At 73.0% G+C, this 21,035-nt stretch carries 21 protein-coding genes and 1 pseudogene; 9 read left to right on the top strand and 13 right to left on the bottom strand.

Going from position 1 to position 21,035, the window contains the following annotated elements; all coding sequences use genetic code 11:
• The first annotated feature begins 29 nt into the window (after nt 1-29).
• The 3 genes from AC5WS8_RS17880 to AC5WS8_RS17870 are packed head-to-tail and all read left to right on the top strand — an operon-like array spanning nt 30 to nt 2,046.
• Nucleotides 30-482: a DUF2771 domain-containing protein gene (locus AC5WS8_RS17880; protein WP_496104524.1), complete on the top strand. Its 453-nt coding sequence runs from the start codon at nt 30-32 to the stop codon at nt 480-482.
• Nucleotides 452-1,195, top strand: coding sequence for a futalosine hydrolase (locus tag AC5WS8_RS17875; protein WP_496104384.1), 744 nt, complete (start codon nt 452-454; stop codon nt 1,193-1,195). Before AC5WS8_RS17880 ends, AC5WS8_RS17875 begins: the two co-directional genes overlap by 31 nt.
• A complete protein-coding gene (locus AC5WS8_RS17870; RefSeq protein ID WP_496104383.1) occupies nt 1,192-2,046 on the top strand; it encodes a 1,4-dihydroxy-6-naphtoate synthase in 855 nt (284 codons plus the stop codon). The genes AC5WS8_RS17875 and AC5WS8_RS17870 overlap by 4 nt, the downstream gene beginning before the upstream one ends.
• 27 nt (nt 2,047-2,073) lie before the next feature.
• On the opposite strand, the gene AC5WS8_RS17865 is transcribed toward AC5WS8_RS17870, so the two are convergent.
• From AC5WS8_RS17865 to AC5WS8_RS17850, 4 genes and pseudogenes are all read right to left on the bottom strand, one after another.
• Nucleotides 2,074-2,457, bottom strand: coding sequence for a cold-shock protein (locus AC5WS8_RS17865; RefSeq protein WP_496104382.1), 384 nt, complete (start codon nt 2,455-2,457; stop codon nt 2,074-2,076).
• A 193-nt stretch (nt 2,458-2,650) separates the two neighbouring features.
• Nucleotides 2,651-2,872 (bottom strand): annotated as a pseudogene (locus AC5WS8_RS17860) (hypothetical protein); the annotation flags it as partial.
• A 117-nt stretch (nt 2,873-2,989) separates the two neighbouring features.
• A complete protein-coding gene (locus AC5WS8_RS17855; RefSeq protein WP_496104381.1) occupies nt 2,990-3,145 on the bottom strand; it encodes a recombinase family protein in 156 nt (51 codons plus the stop codon).
• Nucleotides 3,082-3,324, bottom strand: a complete 243-nt coding sequence (locus tag AC5WS8_RS17850; protein ID WP_496104536.1) for a hypothetical protein — start codon at nt 3,322-3,324, stop codon at nt 3,082-3,084. The genes AC5WS8_RS17855 and AC5WS8_RS17850 overlap by 64 nt, the downstream gene beginning before the upstream one ends.
• A gap of 352 nt (nt 3,325-3,676) precedes the next feature.
• Here AC5WS8_RS17850 and AC5WS8_RS17845 point away from each other — a divergent pair, with 352 nt between their 5' ends.
• Entirely contained in the window at nt 3,677-3,931 is a 255-nt protein-coding gene (locus tag AC5WS8_RS17845; RefSeq protein WP_496104380.1) for a hypothetical protein, read from the top strand.
• Nucleotides 3,932-3,961: 30 nt separating this feature from the next.
• Here the strand turns inward: AC5WS8_RS17845 and AC5WS8_RS17840 are convergent, their stop codons facing one another.
• On the bottom strand, nt 3,962-4,579 hold the full coding sequence (locus tag AC5WS8_RS17840; RefSeq protein WP_496104379.1) for an HAD family hydrolase: 618 nt from the start codon (nt 4,577-4,579) through the stop codon (nt 3,962-3,964).
• Nucleotides 4,580-4,666: 87 nt separating this feature from the next.
• The gene (locus tag AC5WS8_RS17835; RefSeq protein ID WP_496104378.1) at nt 4,667-5,659 is read right to left on the bottom strand and encodes a hypothetical protein; all 993 of its coding nucleotides are present in this window, start codon (nt 5,657-5,659) and stop codon (nt 4,667-4,669) included.
• A gap of 531 nt (nt 5,660-6,190) precedes the next feature.
• Between AC5WS8_RS17835 and AC5WS8_RS17830 the strand changes: the two genes are divergently transcribed.
• Nucleotides 6,191-8,800 carry a helicase-associated domain-containing protein gene (locus tag AC5WS8_RS17830; RefSeq protein ID WP_496104377.1) on the top strand — a complete coding sequence of 870 codons (2,610 nt, stop codon included), beginning with the start codon at nt 6,191-6,193 and terminating at the stop codon, nt 8,798-8,800.
• Between the two features lie 89 nt (nt 8,801-8,889).
• Entirely contained in the window at nt 8,890-10,536 is a 1,647-nt protein-coding gene (locus AC5WS8_RS17825) for a DNA repair helicase XPB (protein ID WP_496104376.1), read from the top strand.
• A gap of 13 nt (nt 10,537-10,549) precedes the next feature.
• On the opposite strand, the gene AC5WS8_RS17820 is transcribed toward AC5WS8_RS17825, so the two are convergent.
• Nucleotides 10,550-10,735, bottom strand: a complete 186-nt coding sequence (locus tag AC5WS8_RS17820; protein WP_496104375.1) for a hypothetical protein — start codon at nt 10,733-10,735, stop codon at nt 10,550-10,552.
• Nucleotides 10,736-11,203: 468 nt separating this feature from the next.
• Here AC5WS8_RS17820 and AC5WS8_RS17815 point away from each other — a divergent pair, with 468 nt between their 5' ends.
• Complete coding sequence (locus AC5WS8_RS17815) at nt 11,204-13,168, top strand: HelD family protein (protein WP_496104523.1); 1,965 nt, start codon at nt 11,204-11,206, stop codon at nt 13,166-13,168.
• Between the two features lie 42 nt (nt 13,169-13,210).
• Here the strand turns inward: AC5WS8_RS17815 and AC5WS8_RS17810 are convergent, their stop codons facing one another.
• The 4 genes from AC5WS8_RS17810 to AC5WS8_RS17795 all read right to left on the bottom strand — a co-directional run bounded on the left by AC5WS8_RS17810 (nt 13,211) and on the right by AC5WS8_RS17795 (nt 18,575).
• A complete protein-coding gene (locus tag AC5WS8_RS17810) occupies nt 13,211-16,552 on the bottom strand; it encodes a choice-of-anchor D domain-containing protein (protein WP_496104374.1) in 3,342 nt (1,113 codons plus the stop codon).
• Nucleotides 16,553-16,791: 239 nt separating this feature from the next.
• Nucleotides 16,792-17,046 carry an ArsR/SmtB family transcription factor gene (locus AC5WS8_RS17805; RefSeq protein ID WP_496104373.1) on the bottom strand — a complete coding sequence of 85 codons (255 nt, stop codon included), beginning with the start codon at nt 17,044-17,046 and terminating at the stop codon, nt 16,792-16,794.
• A gap of 55 nt (nt 17,047-17,101) precedes the next feature.
• A complete protein-coding gene (locus AC5WS8_RS17800; RefSeq protein ID WP_496104372.1) occupies nt 17,102-17,791 on the bottom strand; it encodes a copper homeostasis protein CutC in 690 nt (229 codons plus the stop codon).
• Nucleotides 17,792-17,897: 106 nt separating this feature from the next.
• On the bottom strand, nt 17,898-18,575 hold the full coding sequence (locus AC5WS8_RS17795) for a maleylpyruvate isomerase family mycothiol-dependent enzyme (protein ID WP_496104371.1): 678 nt from the start codon (nt 18,573-18,575) through the stop codon (nt 17,898-17,900).
• A 48-nt stretch (nt 18,576-18,623) separates the two neighbouring features.
• Here AC5WS8_RS17795 and AC5WS8_RS17790 point away from each other — a divergent pair, with 48 nt between their 5' ends.
• Both AC5WS8_RS17790 and AC5WS8_RS17785 read left to right on the top strand, forming a co-directional pair.
• Nucleotides 18,624-19,271: an HD domain-containing protein gene (locus AC5WS8_RS17790; RefSeq protein WP_496104370.1), complete on the top strand. Its 648-nt coding sequence runs from the start codon at nt 18,624-18,626 to the stop codon at nt 19,269-19,271.
• Nucleotides 19,272-19,296: 25 nt separating this feature from the next.
• Complete coding sequence (locus tag AC5WS8_RS17785) at nt 19,297-20,364, top strand: GNAT family N-acetyltransferase (RefSeq protein WP_496104369.1); 1,068 nt, start codon at nt 19,297-19,299, stop codon at nt 20,362-20,364.
• Here AC5WS8_RS17785 and AC5WS8_RS17780 read toward each other — a convergent pair.
• On the bottom strand, nt 20,312-20,632 hold the full coding sequence (locus tag AC5WS8_RS17780) for a DUF4031 domain-containing protein (RefSeq protein ID WP_496104368.1): 321 nt from the start codon (nt 20,630-20,632) through the stop codon (nt 20,312-20,314). The two genes, AC5WS8_RS17785 and AC5WS8_RS17780, sit on opposite strands and share 53 nt — an antisense overlap.
• Nucleotides 20,629-21,012 carry a DUF8819 family protein gene (locus tag AC5WS8_RS17775; protein ID WP_496104367.1) on the bottom strand — a complete coding sequence of 128 codons (384 nt, stop codon included), beginning with the start codon at nt 21,010-21,012 and terminating at the stop codon, nt 20,629-20,631. Before AC5WS8_RS17775 ends, AC5WS8_RS17780 begins: the two co-directional genes overlap by 4 nt.
• Between the last annotated feature and the right edge of the window lie 23 nt (nt 21,013-21,035).

The raw sequence follows: 21,035 nt of genomic DNA, 5'->3' as shown, positions 1-21,035 counted from the left end.
GTGCCCGATAGCCTTCGGCCATGACCCCACTGCGTTCCCGTCGCGCCGTAGCCGCCTTCGGCGCCGTTTCCGCCGGACTGCTCCTGTTGTCCGCCTGTAACAAGCCGTCGCCGCTGGCGACCATCACGGTCGGCACGAACTCGGTGAGCTCCCAGACCGACTGCTACAACGACGGCAAGGAAGTCCCGTCCGGCGATCTGGAGAAGTGCCTGAAGTCGAAGGACATCAAGTCGATCAAGGTAGACCCCGAGGAGACGGTCCGCTTCGGCGTCGACCCGGCCATCGCCGACAAGGGCTGGACGATCCTCCTGAACGGCCAGCCGCTGACCGATTCCAGCACCAAGACCTACCGCACGATCCCGGGCAGCGTGTTCTTCAACGCCCAGTACGGGGCGAGCGGCAACTCCACGCTCGTCTCCATCAAGGAGGGCGAGAGCAAGGTGACGGGGCTGTGGTCCTTCAGGCTCGAGAAGGCTTCCTGATCACTGCCGCACACGCAAGGGTCCTGGTGGCCACCGCGGTCCCCGTGGAACGGGACGCGGTGGCCGGGGCCTTCGCGTCCCCGGCCACCGAGGTGCCGCTGCCGGGGGTGACCCTGCACCGCACCGGCGCCCTCGACCTGCTCGCCGCCGGGGTGGGCCCCGCCCTCGCCGCCGCCTCCACCGCCGCCGCGCTCACCGCCGCCGCCCTCGACGGCACCCCCTACGACCTCGTCGTCTCCGCCGGCATCGCGGGCGGCTTCGGGCCCGACGCGCCCCTCGGCTCGCTCGTCGTCGCCGACGACATCGTGGCCGCCGACCTCGGGGCCCAGACCCCGGACGGTTTCCTGCCCGTGACCGAACTCGGCTTCGGGACCGTCAGCCATCGGCCGCCGGAATCCCTCGTACGGGATCTCGTCGCCGTCACCGGGGCGCGCGCCGGGACCGTCCTCACCGTCTCCACCGTGACCGGCAGCGCCGCACGCGCCGCCGAGCTGCGTACCCGGCATCCGCGGGCGCTCGCGGAGGCCATGGAGGGGTTCGGGGTCGCGGAGGCGGCCACCGCGCACGGCACGCCCGTCGTGGAGATCCGGGCCGTCTCCAACCCCGTCGGTCCGCGCGACCGCGCCGCCTGGCGCATCGGTGACGCGCTCGCGGCCCTCACGGAGGGCTTCGGGAAGCTAGCGCCCGTATGGGAGAGTTGGGAGTCAGCATGACCGCATCCGCCGAGCCCCTGAAGATCGCCTACTCCCCGTGTCCGAACGACACGTTCGTCTTCGACGCCCTCGCCCACGGCCGGGTGCCCGGCGCGCCGTCGCTCGACGTGACGTTCGCCGACATCGACATCACCAACGGGATGGCCGAGCGCGGCGAGCTCGACGTGCTGAAGGTGTCGTACGCCGTCCTGCCGTACGTCCTGGACGAGTACGCCCTGCTGCCGTGCGGGGGCGCGCTGGGGCGGGGCTGCGGGCCGCTGGTGCTCACTCGGGAGGAGGGGCTCGATCTCACCGGCCGGACGGTCGCCGTGCCGAGCGAGAGGTCCACGGCGTATCTGCTGTTCCGCCTCTGGGCCGCGGACACGGTCCCCGGCGGAGTCGGCGAGACCGTGGTCATGCCGTTCCACGAGATCATGCCGGCCGTGCGGGACGGGAAGGTCGACGCGGGGCTGGTCATCCACGAGGCGCGCTTCACGTACCGGAACTACGGGCTGCACAGGCTCGCGGACATGGGCGAGCACTGGGAGCACACCACCGGCCTGCCGATCCCCCTGGGCGCGATCATCGCCAGGCGGTCGCTGGGTGCGGACGCGCTGAAGCTGCTCGCCGACTCGATCCGCACCTCCGTACGGGCAGCCTGGGACGACCCCGAGACCTCCCGCCCGTACGTCATGGAACACGCGCAGGAGATGGACCCTGCGGTGGCCGACCAGCACATCGGCCTGTACGTCAACGAGTTCACGGCCGACCTGGGCGAGGACGGCTATGCGGCCGTCCGGGGCCTGCTCACCCGCGCGGCGGCCGAGGGGCTTCTGCCGCCCCTCGGCCCGGACGCACTCGCGTTCCCCTGACAAAGGCCCGATGCGCGCTGTGCGTGGTCAGACGTCCAACTGGTCGGCGACCGCGCGCAGCAGGCCCGCGATCTTCTTGCCGGAGGCCTTCTCGGGGTAGCGGCCCTTCTCCAGCATCGGCGTGATGTTCTCCAGGAGGGTCGTCAGGTCCTGGACGATGGACGCCAGCTCGTCCGGCTTCTTGCGCTGCGCGGCCGCGACCGAGGGGGTCGGCTCCAGAAGGGTGACGGACAGCGCCTGGTCGCCGCGCTGGCCGGCGACCACTCCGAACTCCACGCGCTGTCCCGGCTTCAGGGAATCCACTCCGGCGGGGAGAACCGAGGAATGAACGAAGACGTCGCCGCCGTCGTCGCGGGAGAGGAAGCCGAAGCCCTTCTCGCTGTTGAACCACTTGACCTTGCCAGTCGGCAAAGCACACACTCCCTCGATCCGTCCTGGACAACGCCCGGACGCCCTTGAACTGCCGTGGAACCACCTTACCGAGGGTCTCTCCAGCCGGACACGCCTTAAAACGGGACCGATCCCCCGTGCGCCTGGTGTGACGCAATAGAGGCTCGGCCGAGTGAGGGAAGTGTGCCGACCACCCGATGTGCCGGTAGAGGGCTGCGCGGGAGACTCCGAGAGCCCTGGCAATGGCAGCGATACTCTCACCCTCCTCCTTACGAGCCTTGGCCACGGTGAGCGGATCCTCAGTGGTGACGGCAGGACGTCCACCGGTACATCCCTGAGCCTTGGCCGCTTCCGGTCCGGCACGCGTCCTGCCCTTGATAAAGGGAACGCTCGAACTCCGCCGTTGCGCCCACGACTTGGCGCATGAGCCGCCCATCCGGGGTGCCGGGGTCAATCCGACGAGAACGCCCGCGAGCACCTTGAAGCCGATACCGCGCTCCTCCAGGCCGTCCACAGTCGTCGCCAGGTCGATAAGGGAGCGGGCGAACCAGTCCTACGTCCAGACACAGCGGGAGTCGCCCTCACGGAGGCAGTCCAGAGCCTTACCGAGCTCCGGCCGGTCCATGTTCTTGCCGGACGCCTTGTCTACGAAGACCCGGGAGCAACCGGCTTCCTCGAGTGCATCGATCCGAAGCTGTGCGTGATGCACCCCGGCACTTCGAGAGTGCCGTAATTTTCAAGAATCACTTCACGCATCTCTGGGCCGTCCAGCAGTGCGGGGTCGAACCAGTGCGCCGGAACGTTGTGGGCAATCGTGCGCCAGTCCGCCCCCCTGTCCATTTGCAGGTTCAGTTCCTCGGCCATGACCTTGATGTCACCCAGGTCCATCACTGCCCCCCGTCCCATTCCAGCAACAGCTTCACGCCACGCCCGGACAGTGACTCCGTAGGCCCGCAGGAACTCTCTGCGGTCCTCTCTGTCCTTGGACTCCCGGACTTCCCCGTACTTCTTGCCCGTTGCCCACAGGGCGGGGCGCGCCCAGGTGGGCTGACGTGGTGCCGGATCACGCCACGCTGCCACTCGATGGACGTCGAGCCGTCCGTGTCGGCAGAGAGGCGGAGACGGGACAGGTAGCGCAGACCAGGTGTCATGACAGGGAGCGTAGGGCTCTGTGTGCCCGGATGACCGACTTGGCCTTACCGGTAGGCACGCCCTTCGCGGCGGGAACTACCCTGGTCCGGTGCGTGACAAAACCCAGGCGAATTCCGCCGCGGCCGGCGACCGGCTGATCCGTGCCGGTGCCGTCGTGTTCTTCCTCGGGGCCGTGTCCACTCTGGTCACCGTGGCCCCGCTGCTGCTGGGGACGAAGCCTTTCCCTCCGTACATGTACGGCCTGTGCATGCTCATGGGCGTGGGCTTCCTGATCGCCGGGGCCGGCGTGCTCCAGTCGATCTCGGAGGGACGCAGGCAGGCGCGCGGAGTGGGGCAGCGGTAGCCGTGGCGGGCCGGCGGCGGTGACGGGGCGCTACCGGGCCCGGTACGTCGCCAGCCAGGCCGGGAACTCGGTGAGGTCGGCGAGCACGACGTCCGCGCCGGCGGCCCGCAGTTCGTCGGCGGCGCAGGGGCCGGTGGCGACGGCGACGGAGTGGGCGTCCGCCGCGCGGGCGCCGCGCACGTCTCCGACGTGGTCGCCGACGTAGACGGCCGCGCCGTGATCGGCCAGCGCCTCCGCCTTGCGCTCGGCCCACAGGTCGCCGATCACCGCGTCGGGCTCGATACCGAGGTGCTCCAGGTGCAGCTTGGCGTTGGGCTCGTACTTGGCGGTGACGACGATCGCGCGCCCGCCGGCCGCCCGTACGGCCCCGATCGCCTCGCGGGCACCGGGCAGGGCGGGCGTCGCGGCGACGGCGATGGTGGGGTACATCTCACGGTAGAGGTCGGCCACCGCGTCGACCTGCTCCGCCGGGAACCAGTTCACCAGCTCCTCCGCGAGCGGTGGGCCGAGTCGGGTGACGGCCAGGTCGGCGTCGATGTACGTGCCGGTCCGGGCGGAAAGCGCCTGATAGCAGGCGTGGATCCCGGGCCGGGAGTCGATCAGCGTCATGTCGAGGTCGAAGCCGACGGTGAGGGCGCGCGAAGTCATACGGGCGATTCTCCCAGGGGAGCCGTGCGCGCCGGACTCGTGAGCGGCCTTTGCAGGATCCTCGGAATTCTCGGGAGCCCTGCGGTGTCACCGGCGGCGCTGTGAGCGCCAGACCAGGAAGAGGGCCGAGGCGACGGCGGCTCCGCGGACGACCCACGGCCAGGTCTGGGCGATCGCGTCGCTCATGTGTCCCTGGACGATGGGGGTGCCCCAGCGGCCCTCCGTGCGGCCCCAGAGCCAGACGACGCCGGCGGACGCGACCAGGCCGGGCATGCCCATGACCGCCCACTTGGACTCGGTGGGGGTCAGCCGGCGGGAGGCCCACGCGATGAGCCAGCCGAGACCGAGGGCGATCCAGTTGCCGAGCACGGCGCCGGCGACCAGGAGCAGGGCGGCGAGCAGCAGCAGGGGGTTGTGCCATCCCGCCAGGCGCGGCGGGCGGCGGGACGGGGCGGCCGTCTCCTCGGCGCTGGGGGCGGCCTCCACGGCCGGTACCGGCTCCGGTTCCTTCCGTACGGGCTCCGGCTGCGCCGGGTCGCGCGGCGGCGGCTTCAGCAGCTCGGGGATCTCCACCCCGCCGACGAACCCGGGGACCCCGTCACCGACCCCGAACGCACCGCCGGGCTCGCCGTCGACCCGCCACCAGTCGGGCTGGAGCGCGCTGTCGCCGAGCTCGTGGGCACCGGCCAGGTGGGGCGGGGACGGCGCGTTCCGGGAGGTGCCGGCGAGCGGCGGATCGGCGGGGCGGGGCCTGGGTACGACACGGCGCAGGCCCTTGGGGCGGTCGTCCGTGTCGTTCGCTCGCTGGAGGGGGACGGACGCGGGGCGGCTCTCGGTGGCGCCGGCGGGGGCGTCGGCGGACGCGGCGGCGACGACCTCGTCGGGGGTGCCGAGGCGGGCGAGAATGCGGCGAACGGCGGCGGGGCTGTCGACGGGGGCCTTCGCGCGCCGCCGGTCGATCTCGTTGCGCAGGTCCGACACGAGCCGCATGCGCGCGGCCGACGGCAACTGGCGCTGCTGGGCCATGTCTCCGACCCGGCTCAGATAGTCGAAGACGAGCTGATCGCTTTCGATCCCCACGAAGCCCCTCCGGGGTGGCGCCGCATGTCCCCCGTACCGTATCCCGGCCGAACCGTCCCCGGGGGCTGCGCCCCCGACCCCCTTTCGGTCTTCGGCCCGACGATCGGGTGGCTTCGGCCCGACGATCGGGTGGCTTCGGCCCGACGATCGGGTGGCTTGCGCCCGTGCCCGGCTGCGGGCCGCAGGTGGCAGGCCGCGCCCCCGCGCCGCAGCCGCAGTCGCAGTCGCAGTCGCATGTCGACACGGCCCGCGCCCCTTTCGGAGGCCCTGCCCCGCAGCGCCCGATCGGCCGTCGGCCCGAAGGGCTCGGTGGCTTGGGCGAGTGCCCGGCTGGAGGCGGTATGTGGCCGGTCGCGCAGTTCCCCGCGCCCCTTCACGGCGCAGCCCAGCCGCCACAGGCCGCTGCGGGGACGCAAACCCCACCCGCACCCGGAGCGAAGCCCCGCCAGCAAAGCACCGGCCACAGTTCCGCTCGGTGGCCGGTCCGGCAGGGCACGCGTCGGCCCCGCCCCACCCGCTACCGTGGACCGGATGACGACCGAGGAGCGCTCGCAGAAGGAAGCCACCGGAACCGGTACGCCCCGTTCGCTGGCCGAGTCCCTGCGCGCCCGGGACGACGCCTCCCTGGCCGCCCTCCTCCGCGCCCGCCCGGACCTCGTCACCCCGGTCCCCACGGATCTCACCCAGCTCGCCGCCCGCGCCGCCACCCGCGCCAGTGTCATCCGGGCGCTGGAGCGCCTCGACCGGTTCGCCCAGCAGACGGCGGAGGCACTCGCCGTGGCCCCGGACCCGGCCTCGTACGGCGAACTCCTGCAGCTCATGACCGGCGACGGCGGGGCCGAGACCGATCCCGTGGTCGCCGAGGCCGTCCCCCACGCCCTCGGCACCCTGCGCGATCAGGCCCTCGTGTGGGGCACCGACGACCGGCTCCACCTCGTCCGCACCGCCCGCGAGCTGCTCGCCCCCTCCCCGCAGCACCCCTCCCCCACCGGCCTGGGCCCCACCGCCGCCGAGGCCACAGCCGGCATGTCCCCGGGGCGGATCCAGGAGATCCTCACCACCACCGGGCTGCCGACGACCCACGACGCCGTGTCCGCCGTGGCCTCTCTCACCGCCCTCTTCAGCGACCGCACCCGCATGGCCGCGCTCCTCGCCACGGCCCCCGCCGAGTCCCTGGAGGTCCTGGGCCGGCTCGTCTGGGGACCGCCGTACGGGCAGGTCACCCCGGACCCCGCCCCGCGGCTGCGCTGGCTCCTCGACCACGGTCTGCTGCTGCCCACGGCACCCGGCACCGTCGTGCTCCCCCGCGAGGTCGCGCTGCACCTGCGGTCCGGGCGGGCGCACCGCCACCCCGAGCCACTGCCGCCCGCGGTGGAACCCGCCGCCACGCACCGCCCACAGGTGGTGGACGCGACCGCGGCCGGGCAGGCGTACACGGCGCTCGCCACCGTCGAGGAGCTGCTGAAGGACTGGGACGAGGGCGGCCCGGCCGTGCTGCGGGCCGGCGGGCTCAGTGTGCGGGACCTGAAGCGGACCGCCGTCGCCCTCGACGTGACGGAGCCCGTCGCCGCCTTCTGGGTCGAACTCGCCCACGCGGCGGGTCTGCTCGCCTCGGACGGCGAGGCCGACGAGCGGTACGCGGCGACCCCGGCCTACGACGAGTGGCTGGAACGCCCCGCCGCCGAGCGGTGGACGCGGCTCGCCACCGCTTGGCTGGCCGCCACCCGCACCCCCGGTCTCGTCGGCGGGCGGGACGCCAAGGAGCGCACCCTGTCCGCGCTCGGCCCCGGCCTGGACCGCTCCGCCGCGCCCGAGGTCCGCCACCGCGTCCTGACCCTGCTCGCCGGGCTGCCGGAGGGCGCCTCCACCACCCCCGAGTCGATCCTGGCCCGGCTGCGCTGGGAGCGCCCCCCGCGCGGCACCCTGGTCGGCGGCGCCCAGGTCGGCGGCGCCCCTCCCGGCGCCGACGATCTGCGCGCCCGCCTCGCCCAGTGGACCCTCTCCGAAGCGGAAGTCCTCGGTCTCACCGGCCGCGGTGCCCTGTCCGCCCACGGCCGCGCCCTGATCGGGGAGCCCTCCGGTCACGCTCCGGCCGTCGAGCCCGCCGCGACCGGCCCCGGCGACAAGCTCCCCGTCCACCGGCACCACCACCGGCCCCCCGTCCCCCGCGCGCCGCTCACGCCCGCCGAGCAGGCCGCGGCCGCCTCCCGCGCCGCCCGCCTGCTCGCCCCGCTCCTGCCCGAGCCCGTGGACCACGTGCTGCTCCAGGCGGACCTCACGGCGGTGGCCCCCGGCCCGCTGCGGCGCCCGCTGGCCGACGTGCTCGGCGTGCTGGCGGAGGTGGAGTCGAAGGGCGGCGCGACCGTCTACCGCTTCACGCCCGCCTCCGTCCGCCGCGCCCTGGACGCCGGCCGCACCGCGTCCGACCTGCACGCCTTTCTCGCCGCCCACTCCCGGACACCGGTCCCGCAGCCGCTGACGTATCTCATCGACGACGTCGCGCGGAAGCACGGTCACCTGCGTGTCGGGGCCGCCTCCGCGTATGTGCGCTGCGACGACGACGCCCTTCTGGGCGAGATCCTCGCCGACAGGCGCTCGGCCCCCCTGCGCCTGCGCCGCCTGGCCCCGACCGTCCTGGCCGCCCAGACCGACCCGGCGACGCTGCTGGAGGGGCTGCGGGCGATGGGACTCGCCCCGGCCGCCGAGTCCGCCGAGGGCGACGTCCTGATCACCCGCGCCCACGCCCACCGGACCCCGCCGCGCACCCCGCCCGAGCCGGTCCCGGACGGCCCGCCGACCCCCGACACCACCCTCCTCACCGCTGCCCTGCGCGCCATCCGCGCCGGCGACCTGGCCTCCACAACCCCCCGCAAGTCCGCCGGTGCTCCCACGACCGGCGGCGACCTGCCGCGCACGACGTCCGCCGAGACCCTCGCCACCATGCAGGCCGCCGTGCTCACCGGCGAGTCCCTGTGGATCGGGTACGTCAACGCCGAGGGCGCCGCCAGTCAGCGCGTCATCGCCCCCATCCGCGTCGAGGGCGGCTTCGTGACGGCGTACGACCACACGGCGGACGAGGTCCGCACCTATCCACTGCACCGGGTCACCGGGGTCGCGGAACTCGCGGACGACCAGCAGTGATCCTTCCGGTGAGCCGGACGTGACCGCCCCCGCATGAGGCACACTGGACGTTTGGCCGCAGCGTATGGCCGTAGCGAAAGGGTGCGCGCGTGAATGGTCCGCTGATCGTCCAGTCCGACAAGACCCTGCTCCTCGAGGTCGAGCACGAGCAGGCCGACGACTGCCGTCGGGCCATCGCACCGTTCGCCGAGCTGGAACGGGCGCCCGAGCACATCCACACCTACCGGGTGACCCCGCTCGGGCTGTGGAACGCGCGCGCCGCCGGGCACGACGCCGAGCAGGTCGTGGACGCGCTCGTGCAGTACAGCCGGTACCCCGTGCCGCACGCGCTGCTCGTCGACATCGCCGACACCATGGACCGGTACGGTCGGCTCACCCTCAGCAAGCACCCCGCCCACGGGCTGGTGCTGACCACCACCGACCGGCCCGTCCTGGAGGAGGTGCTGCGCTCCAAGCGGATCGTTCCGCTGGTGGGGGCCCGGATCGACGAGGACACCGTCGCCGTGCACCCCTCCGAGCGCGGGCAGATCAAGCAGGTGCTGCTGAAGCTGGGCTGGCCGGCCGAGGACCTCGCCGGGTACGTGGACGGTGAGGCGCACCCGATCGAGCTGCGCGAGGACGGCTGGGCTCTGCGGCCCTACCAGAAGCAGGCCGTGGAGAACTTCTGGCACGGCGGCAGCGGTGTCGTCGTCCTGCCCTGCGGCGCCGGGAAGACCCTGGTCGGCGCCGGGTCCATGGCGCAGGCCAAGGCGACCACGCTGATCCTCGTCACCAACACCGTCTCCGCGCGGCAGTGGAAGCACGAGCTGGTGAGGCGGACCACGCTCACCGAGCACGAGATCGGCGAGTACTCGGGGACCAGGAAGGAGATCCGGCCGGTCACCATCGCCACCTACCAGGTCCTGACCACCAAGCGGAAGGGCATCTACCCGCACCTGGAGCTGTTCGACTCCCGCGACTGGGGGCTCATCGTCTACGACGAGGTGCACCTGCTGCCCGCGCCCGTCTTCAAGTTCACGGCGGACCTGCAGGCACGGCGGCGGCTCGGGCTGACGGCGACGCTGGTGCGGGAGGACGGGCGCGAGTCGGACGTGTTCTCCCTGATCGGGCCCAAGCGGTTCGACGCGCCGTGGAAGGAGATCGAGGCGCAGGGTTACATCGCGCCCGCGGACTGCGTGGAGGTGCGGGTGAACCTCACCGACTCCGAGCGGCTCGCGTACGCCACCGCCGAGACGGAGGAGAAGTACCGGTACTGCGCGACCACCGACACCAAGCGGAAGGTGACCGAGGCGCTGGTCAGGCGCTTCGCCGGGCAGCAGATCCTGGTCATCGGGCAGTACATCGACCAGCTGGACGAGCTGGGCGAGCACCTGGGGGCGCCCGTCATCAAGGGCGAGACGTCCAACGCGCAGCGCGAGAAGCTCTTCGACGCCTTCCGTCAGGGCGAGATCAGCGTGCTGGTCGTCTCCAAGGTCGCGAACTTCTCCATCGACCTGCCGGAGGCGACGGTCGCCATCCAGGTGTCGGGAACGTTCGGGTCGCGGCAGGAGGAGGCGCAGCGGCTGGGCCGGGTGCTGCGCCCCAAGGCCGACGGCCACCAGGCCCACTTCTACTCGGTCGTGGCCCGCGACACGATCGACCAGGACTTCGCCGCCCACCGCCAGCGCTTCCTGGCGGAACAGGGCTACGCGTACCGGATCGTGGACGCGGACGAGCTCCTGGCCGGGGAGAGCTGAGGGGAACGGGTGACTACGGGCGGCGGCGGGTGCCCGCCTCCTCGCCGTACTCGCCGAACAGGACGACGTCTATCGCGGCGCCCAGGAACACCTTGACGGCGCGCAGGGCGTCGCCGAGGCGGTGACGGTGGTGGTCGTCGAGGGCCGTCGCACCGGACGGCGGCCCGTGCCGGGAGGGGGTGAAGGTTGCTGCGCTCATGTCTCCATGGTGGAACGGCACCACCCGAATGGCGTCGGCCCAGGGACGTAACCTGCACGGCCCGCTCCTCCCCCTCCGGTCGCCCCCGGCGTAGTACCCGGGAGGGACACCGACCCCTGGGGCACCCGGGCCCGCGGCCCTGAGACGGTGGGAAAACCGTTGGCCGGCGTATCCGCCCGTCACCTAGAATCCCCTCTCTTGCCCGCCTCCCTTCACGGAGAGCCGCCGTCCGGACGGAAACCGGACGGCAGAACCGCCGCCCGTCACCGCAGCAGCCGGCCGGAGGTACGCACGCACACGTGCCCGCGTTCCGCCGGCCCCCTCGCCACGCCCCGGAGGCACCTTTCCGTGTCCACCCCGACCAGCCCACCGACCCCGTCCGTCCCGCACGCCCCGGATTCCGCAGCCACCGACCCCCTCTCCCGGGAGCGCGCCCACCTCGCCGCCTCCCGGGCCGCCCTGCGGGCCATGCGCGAGGACGTGGAGAATCTCGACATCCGCGACGTCACCGCCAACTGGGTCAACGCCGAGGTCCTCGCCCACCAGATCGAGGAGCGCATCAGGGCACTCGCCGACCTCAGCCACACCCCGCTCTTCTTCGGCCGCCTCGACTACCTGTACGCCCCCGGCGCCGACCAGGCGGAAGGGGCGGAAGGCGAGAGGTTCTACATCGGGCGCCGGCACGTGCACGACGGCGACGGCGACCCCATGGTCATCGACTGGCGCGCCCCCGTCTCGCAGCCGTTCTACCGGGCCTCCAAGAAGGACCCGATGGACGTCGGGCTGCGCCGCCGCTTCGGCTACACCGGCGGGGACCTCACCGCGTACGAGGACGAGCACCTCTCCGACCCCGCCGAGGCGGCCACCACCAGCAGGCTGCTCCAGCAGGAGATCGAGCGCCCGCGCGTCGGCCCGATGCGCGACATCGTGGCCACCATCCAGCCCGAGCAGGACGAGATCGTACGAGCCGGGATGTCCGGGACCGTGTGCGTCCAGGGCGGACCCGGCACCGGCAAGACCGCCGTCGGCCTGCACCGCGTCGCCTACCTCCTCTACGCCCACCGCGAGCGCCTGGCCCGCACCGGCACCCTCGTCATCGGCCCCAACAAGTCCTTCCTGCACTACATCGAGCAGGTGCTGCCCGCACTCGGCGAGCTGGAGGTCGGACAGGCGACGGTCGACGACCTGGTCGCGCACGTGGAGGTGCGCGGCACGGACACCGCGGCCGCCGCCGTGATCAAGGGTGACGCGCGCATGGCGGAGGTCCTGCGCAGGGCCGTCCGTTCGCACGTGACGATGCCCACCGAGCCCGTCGTGGTGGTGCGGGGCTCGCGGCGCCGGCGGGTACCGGTGCACGAACTGGAGGAGATCGTGCGGGAGTTGCTGGACCGGGACATCCGGTACGGCGCCGCACGCGAGGCCCTGCCGCAGCGGATCGCCCACGCCGTGCTCGTGCAGATGGAGCGCTCGGGGGAGGCGCCGGACGACCGGGTGCAGGACGCCGTCGCCCGCAACGCGGCCGTGAAGGCGGCGGTGAAGGCGATCTGGCCGCCCGTCGACCCCGCCAAGCTGGTGCTGCGGCTGCTCACCGACGCCGTTTTCCTGGCGGAGCACGCCGACGGCATACTCGACGAGGACGAGCAGAAGGAGATCCTCTGGTCGAAGCCGGTCAAGTCGGTGAAGTCCGCCAGGTGGGCGCCCGCGGACGCCGTGCTGATCGACGAGGCCGCCGACCTGGTGCAGCGCACGCACTCGCTCGGGCACGTGGTGCTGGACGAGGCGCAGGACCTGTCCCCGATGCAGTACCGGGCGGTCGGCCGGCGCTGCACGACCGGTTCGGCCACCGTGCTCGGCGACCTGGCGCAGGGCACCACGCCGTGGGCGACGCGGAGTTGGCAGGAGGCGCTCGCCCACCTCGGGAAGCCGGAGGCGGTGGTCGAGGAACTGACGGCCGGCTTCCGTGTGCCGACGGATGTGATCGCCTACGCCTCGCGGCTGCTGCCGCACATCGCGCCGGGCCTGGCACCGGTCGCCTCGGTGCGGGAGAACCCCGGCTTCTTCGAGGTCCGTACGGTCACGGGGGCCGCCGAAGTGGTCGCCGCCTGCGCGGAGGCGCTGCGCAACGAGGGCTCGACGGGCCTGATCGCGGCCGACGCCCGCATCCCCGCCCTGGCCGGGGCCCTGACGGCGGCCGGCGTCGCGTACCTGGCCCCCGGTGAGGAGACCACCCGCGAGACCCGCCTGACCCTGGTCCCGGCCTCGCTCGCCAAGGGCCTGGAGTACGACTACGTGGTCCTCGACGAGCCGCAGGCCGTCGTCGACGGCGAACCGGACGAACGCACCGGCCTGCGCCGCCTGTACGTGGCCCTCACCCGGGCGGTCTCGGGCCTGGTCGTCGCGCACACGGCACCGCTGCCGCCGCAACTCGGCTAGGGGGAGGCGCGGCACCTCGTGCGGTGCCGCGCCGTTGCCCGGTCACATGAGCGCGTTGTAGATGTTCCAGCCGTAACCGATGGACGTGCGGGCCAGGAAGGGCGCCGAGGCGTTCCCGGTGCCGCGGTACAGCCACAGGCCGCCGTGGGTGTCACGGGCGACGAGGTCCGCCTTGCCGTCCCCTGACAGGTCGGCGGTGCCGACGACGGAGCTGTAGATGTTCCAGCCGTAACCGATCTGCTTCCGGGGCGCGAAGGGCGCCTGCGGGTTGCCGGTGCCCTGGTAGAACCACAGCCTGCCGCTGCCGTCACGGGCGACGAGATCCGCCTTGCCGTCCCCCGTCAGGTCACCGGTCCCGACGACGGAGCTGTAGATGTTCCAGCCGTAACCGATGGAGACGCGGGCCAGGAAGGGCGCCGAGGCGTTCCCGGTGCCGCGGTACAGCCACAGGCCGCCGTGGGTGTCACGGGCGATGAGGTCGGCCTTGCCGTCCCCGGTCACATCACGGGTGCCGACGACGGAGCTGTAGATGTTCCAGCCGTAACCGATCTGCTTCCGGGGCGCGAAGGGCGCCTGCGGGTTGCCGGTGCCCTGGTAGAACCACAGCCTGCCGCTGCCGTCACGGCCGACGAGGGTTCCGTTGCCGTCCGCCGTCTCGCCGCTGACACTGGTGACCATGTTGTAGGTGTTCCAGCCGGTTCCTATGGCAGCCCGGCGGGCCAGTGCCCCGGAGGGCACGCCGGTGCCGCGGTAGAACCACAGGGTGCCGGAGGAGTCCCGCGCCAGCACGGCGCCCAGCTGCGACGCCGGGGGCACACCGATGCCGGTGAGCGGTTCCAGCTGTGCTCCCTGCCCGGCGTCGCCGGTGACCTCGTACGTGGCCGACTGGCTGCCGCTCACGGTCGGGGCGAAGGTGACCGTCTGCCGGACACTCTGCTCGGGGCCGATGACCAGGCCCTCGGCGAGCTGGTCGGCGCTGCTGAACACGCCCGCCGGGGCCTTCGCCTTGGTGACGGTGACCGGGATGTTCCCGGTGTTGGTGATGGTGAAGCTCCGAGTGCTCGACGTGCCGCGGACCACCGCGCCGAACGAGAGGGTCGTCGGACTGAGCTCCAGGTGGCCCTGGCCGCTGATCGCGCTGCCCTGGACCGGGATGGTGAGCGAGCCGCTGGTGCTGCTCAGTGTGATCGACGAGGAGTTCTGGCCGGTGGCCGCGGGCGCGTACTTGACCTGCGCGACGATCGAGCTCTGGGCCGGGATCACCGTCGGGTTCGCCGGGTCGGCGCTCGGCAGGTTGGCGGCCGTGAACGGTCCGTCCGGCGGGGTGACGGAGGTGATGGTCTCGGGGTCGGTGCCCGTGTTCGTCAGCTGGACGTTCGCGGTGGCCGTGGTCCCCGTCGGCTGGTTGACGAAGGACACCGTGCCCGGGAACGCGGCCAGACCGGGCTTGGTGCCGACACCGTGCAGGCTCAGAGCGAAACTGCCGGCGCCGGTGGCCACGGTGAGCGTTCCGCTCGCGCCCAGCACCGCGGTGGGCTTGAAGGAGACGGGTATCGTCAGCTGCCCGCCCGCCGGGATCGTCGACGGCAGCGACGAGGTGTCCGCGGTGAACGGACCGTCGACGGTGACGCCCTTGATGACGAGGGACTGGGACGGGCTCTGATTCTCCGTCAGGACGACGTCGGTGCTCGTGGAGCCGCCCACCGGCACCAGTCCGAAGTCGACCGGGCCGCCCTTGAGCGGGCTGCCCACCGGTGTGCCGAAGGCGTAGACCTTGCCTTCCCGCGTGCCGACGAAGACCTGACCGCCGTCGGTGGCCGGGGTGGCGAACTTCGGCGCGGTGCCGATCGGCGCGGACCAGACCAGCGGCAGGACGCCGTTCGCGTCGGGAACCGGGTCGTACGCGCGCAGCTGGGCGTTGACGCCGCTCGACCCGCCCGACCAGACCACCCACGCCAGGGCGCTGCCCGAGCGCGTTCCGTCGGAGGTCACCACGGGCGATCCGCTGGTGTAGGGGAAGGAGTCCTGGCTGGACCCGGCGACGGTCAGCGCGGGGTCGCCCGAGCCCGTCACGCCGCGGTGCAGCGCCACCAGTGGGCCACCGTTGCCGACGGAGTAGACGTATCCGCCGTCACCGCCCCAGACCGCGGGGTGACCCCACTGGCCCTTGAGCGGGCCGGTGATGCCGACCACGTCGTCGGTTCCGCCGGTGCCCTGGGAGCTCCCGCCGAGGCGGTCGCGGTCCAGCAGGAAGACCCGGCCGTCCTTGCCCTGCTGCACCAGCAGGTGCGGGTGCGAGGCGGTACCGAAGCTGTCCGGCAGGCCGACCGGTCCGCCCGAGGCCAGGTCCTTGTCCTGCTGGTCCAGGGTCGGCGCGTTGGACGGGCTGAAGAAGTCGGCGGCCTTCAGGCTCCGGTCGGCCTGCACCTGGAGCCGGACCACGGACTCCGCGAGAGTGCCTGGTGGGGCGCTGCCGGGGCCGGGCGCCGGGCTGACGCCGTTGCCGGTGGCGAGGAAGATCCGGCCGGGGCCGTCCGAGACGAGTCCCCCGCCGGACTGCCAGATGCCGGCCCCGCTGTTGCTGGCGCCGGTCTCCGTCGCCCACATCGAGGTCACCGAGGGGTTCGTGGTGCTGACGCCGACCACGTAGCCGCGGTAGGGCTTGGCGTCGCAGTGTCCGCCGAACGCCGCGTACACCACCCCGTCGAGCAGCAGCAGGCCCGGACGCTGCATCTGGTACGCGGGCAGGAAGGACTGGGTGGGGTCGTTGGACGGGGTGCCCTGGATCGTCACGGGGAAGCCGGACTTCTCCGCCCCGGTGACCGGGTCGAGCGCGTGCATGTACCAGTGCGGGTTCAGCTGGTCGGGACCGTCGTCGACCTTGGTGGTCAGATAGACCGCGCCGCCGGCGGGGTCGTACACCGGTGTGGCGGTGCTGCCGATGGTCGGCACGAGATCGCCGCAGTTGAGGGTGGACGCGGGCCATGCGGGCCCGAAGCTGCGCTGCCACAGCACGGCACCGGTGGTGCGGTCGAGGCCGTAGGCCTCGTTGTTCTCGGTGACCGCCACCACGGTGCCGCCGACGACGATCGGCTGGGCGTATATCTGCCCGTCGAGTTGTGCGGGAGCCTTCCAGAGCTGCCCGAAGGAAGAGGAGCGTACGTCGGAGGGGCCGAGGTTCGGTTCGCTCTGGTCCCAACCGGTCCGGAGCGTGTCCACCGAGCCGGTCGTCTCGCTCGCCTGCGCCGGTGAGAGGCCCAGCCCGATCAGGCCCGCGGTCACCGCGGCTGTCAGGGCGAGCGCCAGACCGCGCCGCCGGGTGTGTCTGCGTCTGTGTGCGTGTCCGGTGGCACCCGCCACCACGTCGCCTTGCGACCTCGCCAAGGAAACCCCCCTGAGTCCCCACCTTCGACGGCCCCCACCGTCATCCCGCCCGGCCGCGGCGGTCTCCTCGGTCGTGTGGGAGGCCGCAGCGCACGGGCACAGCCCGCGCATCCAATCACACAACCCTCATGGATGTGTACGGTCGGGCCCCTGATGCACACGGTTCCGTCGCAGGCTCGCGCACGCACTCGACGCGCCGGGGCCCCAGGAGAAGGCGGCCGGGGAGCCCCACCCGTTGCTCACTTGTCGCACGCGGCCGGGTGGGGCGGGGAAGCGGTCAGGACGTCCAGGAGGCCGGGGAACCTCGCGTCCAGGTCCCCGCGACGCAGCCGCACATACCGGTTGCGGCCGACCGCCCCGGTGGAGGTGGGCCCGGTCCCACGCATGATCTTCAGATGGTGCGAAACGGTCGCCTTGTGCTGATGCCCGAGGCCGAGCGCGTCGGGCGCGCGGCCGAACCGCCGGCCGGTCGAGCAGACCTTCAGCAGCCGCAACCGCTTCAGCCACCGGCACCTCGCGTTCGAGCGGGAACGGCATGAGCAGGATTCCCTAACCGTCGAGCGCCCCGCGCCAGACGCGGACCGCCTCCGCCGACACCGGTGTCGTCCAGCCGTCCGTGCGGGCCGCCGTGCCGATGTGGAAGGCGTCGACGCCCGCGCCGCGCAGCCGCGGGACGTGGTCCAGGCGGAGGCCGCCGCCGGCCATGAGGCGCTGGGTGTAACCGGGCTCGCCGCGCCGGGCGGCCTCGGCGACGAGGGTGGGCAGGCCGTCGTCCACGCCGTGCGGGGAGCCCGCCGTGAGGTAGGTGTCCAGGCCGGGCACCTCGGCGAGCTGCTTGCGCAGGGCGTCGCGGTCGGCGGCGCGGTCGATCGCGCGGTGGAAGGTCCAGCGGCAGCCGTCGAGCTCCCTCGCCAGCCGCTCCACGGTGTCGAGGTCGGGCCCGCCGTCCTCGCCGAGGAAGCCGAGCACGAACTCCTCCGCACCGGCCGCACGCAGGTCCCCCGCGGCCCGCAGCAGCGCCTCGACGTCACCGGCCGCGAACCCGTCCCCGAGGCGGAGCATCACACGCAGGGAGATGTCCACGGCGGCGCGGACCCCGGCGAAGGTCTCCACCGGCGGGGTGAGTCCGTCGGAGGCCATGTCGGTGACCAGCTCGAGGCGGTCCGCGCCTCCGGCCTGGGCGGCGACCGCGTCCTCGGCCGAGAGGGCGATCACCTCCAGGACTGCACGCGTGCTCATAGGACCCCTTCCGTCGGTGTTCCCGTGGAGCGGCTACAGGTCTAGTCCAATCCAAGGGTACGACGACGGCGACGGCGGCCGCGAGAAGGGCTCCGGTCGCCTGTCCTCAGCCGAAGAGGTTCAGCTCCCCCTCCGCCACCCCGGCCAGCTCGTACCGCGCCCCGTTCAGCGGGCGGCCGGAGTAGAGCCGTACCAGCGTGGGTGCGTCGCCGATGAACCGGGCCGGCGGGTGCTCCCCGTTCGCGTCGCCCAGGAGCAGCGGCTCGTCCAGGTCGTCGAGGTCCGCGTGGAGCGGGACGTGCCCCCGCTCGCGGGTCACCCGGGCGAGCAGCGTGAGCGCGTGCGGCAGGCCGTGGTCGGCGTACGCCCCCGGCGCCCCGAACGCCTCCCGTACGTCCCCGGCGTGCACCCACTCCCCGAGCGCGACCATGTCGAGCACGCCGCCCGCCTTCGCGATCGCGGCGCCCGCCTCGGTCATGCCGCGCTCCAGCTCGTCCACGACCTGGGCGTTGGTCCAGCCGGCGCGCTCGGCGATGTCACGGTCGTTCGACTCCGGGCTGAACACACCCTTCTCGAAGCGCCTCTCCACCACCCGGGTCAGGGCCGCCGAACAGTGCGCGAGCACGTGCCGCACGGTCCAGCCGGGGCACGCGGCGGTCGGCAGCGCGAAGTCCGCGTCCGGGCGGGAGCGCAGCAGCGGGATCAGCGCGTCGCGCTCGGTGGTCAGCAGCAGGCCGGGCAGTTCGGGGTCCCGTACGTCGTCGTGCAGGTCTGCAGTCGTCATGGGCCCCAACGCTAGGCCCCCCGGGGTGGACACGGGAGAATGCCCCCCATGACCGACCTCGACGCGTTGCGTGAGAGCTGGCGGCGCGCCCTGCTCGCGGTGCGAGGCGGAGCGGAGCGGCCCGATCCCGCGCCCTACGCCGACAACCTGCTGCGCCGCTGGTCGGAGCCGCAGCGCCGGTACCACACGGTGGAGCACCTGGCGGCGGTCCTCGACCGCGTCGACGTGCTTCAGGCATACGCGGACGACCCGGACGCGGTGCGCCTCGCGGCCTGGTTCCACGACGCGGTGTACCTGCCGGAGCGGTCGGAGAACGAGGAGCGGTCGGCGCGTCTGGCCGAGCGCGCGCTCCCCGAGGCCGGGGTGTCCGGGGAGAGGACCGCCGAGGTGGCCCGCCTGGTCCGGCTCACCGTCACCCACGACCCCGCCGCCGACGACCGCAACGGCCAGGTCCTGTGCGACGCGGACCTCGCGATCCTCGCCTCGCCCCCGTCGGCGTACGCCGCGTACACCGCGGCCGTGCGCGAGGAGTACCACTTCGTCCCGGGCGAGGCGTTCCGCGCGGGCCGTGCCGCGGTTCTGCGTCAACTCCTCCATCTGCCACGGCTGTTCCGGACCCCGTACGGGCAGGAGAAATGGGAGGCGACGGCCCGCCGCAACCTCACCTCAGAGCTGGAAATGCTGTCGCCGCGCTGAGCGCCCGGCCCCTAAGCTGCCCCGCATGCGAAGCATGGGCGGGGAACAGGTCAGGGAAGCCGTCGCGGGGGCGGTGCGGGTGCTGCGGTCGGCCGCGGACCGGGACTGGGACGGGGTGCGGGCGGGGCGGCTGGAATGGAGCTGCCGGAAGACGGCGTTCCACATCGCCGAGGACCTCATCACGTACGCCTGGCGGCTGGCGGGACGCGCGCAGGACGGCCACGCCCCCTTCGAGATCGCCCTCGACGAGGGCACCGGTACCTCCGGCGTGCTCCAGGTGATCGAGACGACGGGTGCGCTGCTCGCCGCGGCCGTCGCCACCACGCCCCGCGAGGTACGCGCCTTCCATCCATTCCCGTTCCGCAGCGCGGACCGCGAGGGGTTCGCGGCCATGGGCATCACCGAGGTCGTGCTGCACACCCACGACATCGCCGAGGGCCTCGGGCTCGCCTACGCGCCGCCCGCGGAGCTGTGCGAGGACCTGCTCATGCGGCTGTTCCCGCACGTGCGGCCCGGCCCGGAGCCCTGGCCGACGCTCCTGTGGGCCACGGGCCGTGGCGATCTGCCCGGTCGTGAGCCGGTCACCGAGTGGCGCTGGAGCAACAACCTGGTCATTCCCACCGAGCGTCTCACCCTTCAGGGCGTCACCCCGGCGGCCGCCACCGATCTGCGCACGGGCGGCACCGGAGGCTTCGAGTGGCTCGACGGCGAGCCCTTCGAGGGCACCCGGGGGGCCACCGGGATGCTCGTGAAGGCGTACGAGGCGGGGGTGCACCGGCCCGAGTGGGGCGTCTTCGTGCTCGTACGGAACAGGGACGGACGCGCGGTCGGGGGCATGGGCTTCCACGGAGCCCCGGACGAGGAGGGACGCGCGGAGATCGGCTACGACCTGGTGGAGGGCGCCCGCGGCCACGGCTACGCGACCGAGGCGCTGCGCGCCCTCGCCGCGTGGGCGCTGGCCAGGGACGACGTCGGCACGCTGTTCGCCACCATCGAGCGGACGAACACCCCGTCGCAGCGCGTCATAACCCGGGCCGGGTTCACCCGGGTGAGTGAGGACGAGGAGACGTACGCGTACGTGCTGCACCGCTGAGCCCCGGCTCGCGCCCCTTGCGCAGGCGCAGTCCGGACGCGTGCAGCAGCCGCACCACCTCGCGGCTGGAGACCTCCACCGCTCCGGCGGCCACCGCGTCGGCGTAGCGGTGGCCCGGCAGGTCGTAGTGGTCCCGGTCGAAGGCGCGGCGCGGTACGCCCAGCTTCTCGGCGAACGCGTGCAGTTCGTCGTACGAGACGTCGCTGACCAGATGCGACCACAGGCGGCCGTGCCCCGGCCAGGCGGGCGGGTCGACGTAGACCGTCACGAGGACGTCATCCCGCCCGTCGCCCTCCCCAACGACCCCACCGCCGCGACCTTCACACCGGCCTGGGGGCACACCCAGTGCGGGTTGGGCCCGAGTTCCGGCTCGACGTCGAGGGCGTGCGGGTCGCCGGTGCCGCACACCGGGCACAGCGGCCAGCGGCCGTACCGATCCAGGAGCGCGTCCTGGACGTCCTGCGCGACCAGGCCCGCCACGTAGTCGGCGCCGTCCGGCCACTGCTCGACCCACCAGCGCCGCTGGGCCACGGAGTCCTCGACGAGCGAGACCACGTCCGCCTGGGCGACCTCGCCCGCGATCAGGTCGGCGAGCACCAGGGCGCGCGCCGCGTGCAGGGCCTGCTCCAGGGGGCTGATGGGGTCCATGCCCCTATTGTGCGCACTCTTGA

This window comes from Streptomyces sp. PTL18, from assembly GCF_059510295.1.
This window is presented reverse-complemented; position numbering and strand designations above follow the sequence as displayed.

Coding starts and splice junctions, on each gene's coding strand:
- AC5WS8_RS17840 (WP_496104379.1), bottom strand. CDS start 4,579: ATGACTTCGCGCGCCCTCACCGTCGGCTTCGACCTCGACATGACGCTG.
- AC5WS8_RS17785 (WP_496104369.1), top strand. CDS start 19,297: ATGCGAAGCATGGGCGGGGAACAGGTCAGGGAAGCCGTCGCGGGGGCG.
- AC5WS8_RS17850 (WP_496104536.1), bottom strand. CDS start 3,324: ATGGACCTGGGTGACATCAAGGTCATGGCCGAGGAACTGAACCTGCAA.
- AC5WS8_RS17790 (WP_496104370.1), top strand. CDS start 18,624: ATGACCGACCTCGACGCGTTGCGTGAGAGCTGGCGGCGCGCCCTGCTC.
- AC5WS8_RS17800 (WP_496104372.1), bottom strand. CDS start 17,791: ATGAGCACGCGTGCAGTCCTGGAGGTGATCGCCCTCTCGGCCGAGGAC.
- AC5WS8_RS17815 (WP_496104523.1), top strand. CDS start 11,204: ATGCGCGAGGACGTGGAGAATCTCGACATCCGCGACGTCACCGCCAAC.
- AC5WS8_RS17830 (WP_496104377.1), top strand. CDS start 6,191: ATGACGACCGAGGAGCGCTCGCAGAAGGAAGCCACCGGAACCGGTACG.
- AC5WS8_RS17795 (WP_496104371.1), bottom strand. CDS start 18,575: ATGACGACTGCAGACCTGCACGACGACGTACGGGACCCCGAACTGCCC.
- AC5WS8_RS17870 (WP_496104383.1), top strand. CDS start 1,192: ATGACCGCATCCGCCGAGCCCCTGAAGATCGCCTACTCCCCGTGTCCG.
- AC5WS8_RS17820 (WP_496104375.1), bottom strand. CDS start 10,735: ATGAGCGCAGCAACCTTCACCCCCTCCCGGCACGGGCCGCCGTCCGGT.
- AC5WS8_RS17775 (WP_496104367.1), bottom strand. CDS start 21,012: ATGGACCCCATCAGCCCCCTGGAGCAGGCCCTGCACGCGGCGCGCGCC.